This window comes from uncultured Fretibacterium sp., assembly GCF_938040765.1.
Taxonomy (GTDB): Bacteria; Synergistota; Synergistia; order Synergistales; family Aminobacteriaceae; genus CAJPSE01.
Genome location: NZ_CALIAA010000129.1, coordinates 1 through 1803, shown reverse-complemented (window position 1 = coordinate 1803; position 1803 = coordinate 1). Strand labels below are relative to the sequence as shown.

The window sequence follows — 1803 nt, the reverse complement described above, 5'->3', positions numbered from 1 at the left end:
TTTTTCATGTTCATACCCAATCGTCTCTGCAAAGGACCGAATGTCCGCAGGGGTCGGGAGGACAAGGGGCCCCCCGTTCCCCAGCTTCTCCTCTATCGAGCCCTCTCCAAAATCGACATCCCGTGCGGGACTGCGCGCAGATACTGATCGGGAGCGACGACGCTCGCACCCAGCCTGGCCGCGGCCAGCCATGGCCAGTGGGAGTTGAACATCATCCCACGGCCCACGGCCACCAGGTCGGCCTGCCCCGAGGCGACGGCGTGCTCCGCGAGCTCCGGGTCCGTGATCAGCCCCACGCCGACCACCGGCATGGAACAGGCGGAGCGGATGGACGCGGCCAGGGGAAGCTGGTAGCCGGGGTAAAGGGGGATGTCCTGCTTGGGCGAAAGCCCGCCGGAGGAGACGTGAATGTACCGGCACCCCCGAGCCTCCAGCTCGCGGGCATAAACGGAACACGACGCCACGTCCCAGCCGCCGGGAATCCAATCCGTCGCCGAGACGCGAATGCCCAGGACGACGGAGTCCGGAACCTCACGCCTCACGGCCTCGAATACGGAGAGCGGAAACGCCATGCGGGCCTCCGGAGACCCGCCCCACCGATCCTCCCTGACGTTGCTGAGGGGCGAAAGGAACTGATGCAGCAGATACCCGTGCGCGCTGTGGATCTCGATCAGGTCGAACCCCAGCCTGACGGCCCGCCGCGCTGCGGCGGCAAAGTCCTCTCGAATCCGATCCATATCGGACTCGGAGAGTTCCAGGGGCACAGGAGACTCCTCATCCCACGGCAGGGGCGACGGGGCGACGACGGGCCATCCGCCCTCGCCGGCCGCCGCGCTCTTTCCGCCCTGCCAGGGCGGCAGGGTCGATCCCTTCCTTCCCGCATGGGCCAGCTGGACGCCCAGCGCCGCGGAGCCATGGGCGCGAAGGACCTCGAGCAGGGCGTGGAGCGCCTCCTCCGTGTCGTCGGACCAAAGCCCCAGGTCGAAGGGGGAGATGCGCCCCTGAGGATTGACGGCCGTGGCCTCCAGGATCAAAAGCCCCGCCCCGGATCCGGCGAGAGCGCCGTAGTGAATGCGATGCCAGTCCGACGCCCTTCCCTCCACGGCGGAGTACTGGTCCATCGGCGGCACGACGATGCGATTGCGCAGGGTCAGCGAACCCAGCTGAAAGGGCGAGAACAGGCGGGACATGTGCATGCACCTCCAGAACGAAAAGACGCCCGCGCCGCACGGGACACGGAGCTTCGAATAAACCCGATGATCTCGGATAAGTATACCAAACCTTGCGGCACGGCACGGCTTCATGATACCCTTGCATCAGGCGGATATACGGCGCAGGTCCGTTTTGGATCTTTTGAGCCATCGGATTTTTATTGACGGAGGGGATCGGCATGAGCGGGAGCGACGAGAAACCGGTTACGCGGGCCAAGCGTTCGAACAACCTTTGGATGACGGAGGAGCAGACGGAGAACCTTCGGCTCTCGCTGAAGGTCTCGGACATCCTGCACCAGGAGCGGACCCCCTGGCAGGACATCTTGGTCGTGGAGACCCCGGAATACGGCAGGACCCTGATGCTGGACGGAGCCATCCAGCTCACGGAACGGGACGAGTTCTGCTACTCGGAGATGATGGCGCACGTTCCCATCTGCTCACATCCCGACCCCAGGCGGGTCCTGATCGTGGGCGGAGGGGACGGCGCCATCCTGCGCGAGGTCCTGAAACACCCCTGCATTGAGGTCTGCACGCTGATCGACATCGACGAGAAGGTTGTGGAGACCTCCAAACGCTGGCTCCCCTCCATAGG

Annotated in this window: 1 protein-coding gene and 1 pseudogene; one reads left to right on the top strand and one right to left on the bottom strand. The window is 65.1% G+C overall.

Going from position 1 to position 1803, the window contains the following annotated elements; genetic code table 11:
• Window positions 1-92: 92 nt before the first annotated feature.
• A complete protein-coding gene (locus tag Q0176_RS04835) occupies window positions 93-1190 on the bottom strand; it encodes an NADH:flavin oxidoreductase/NADH oxidase (RefSeq protein ID WP_299299773.1) in 1098 nt (365 codons plus the stop codon).
• A gap of 200 nt (window positions 1191-1390) precedes the next feature.
• Here Q0176_RS04835 and Q0176_RS04830 point away from each other — a divergent pair.
• Window positions 1391-1803, top strand: a pseudogene (locus tag Q0176_RS04830) (spermidine synthase); the annotation flags it as partial.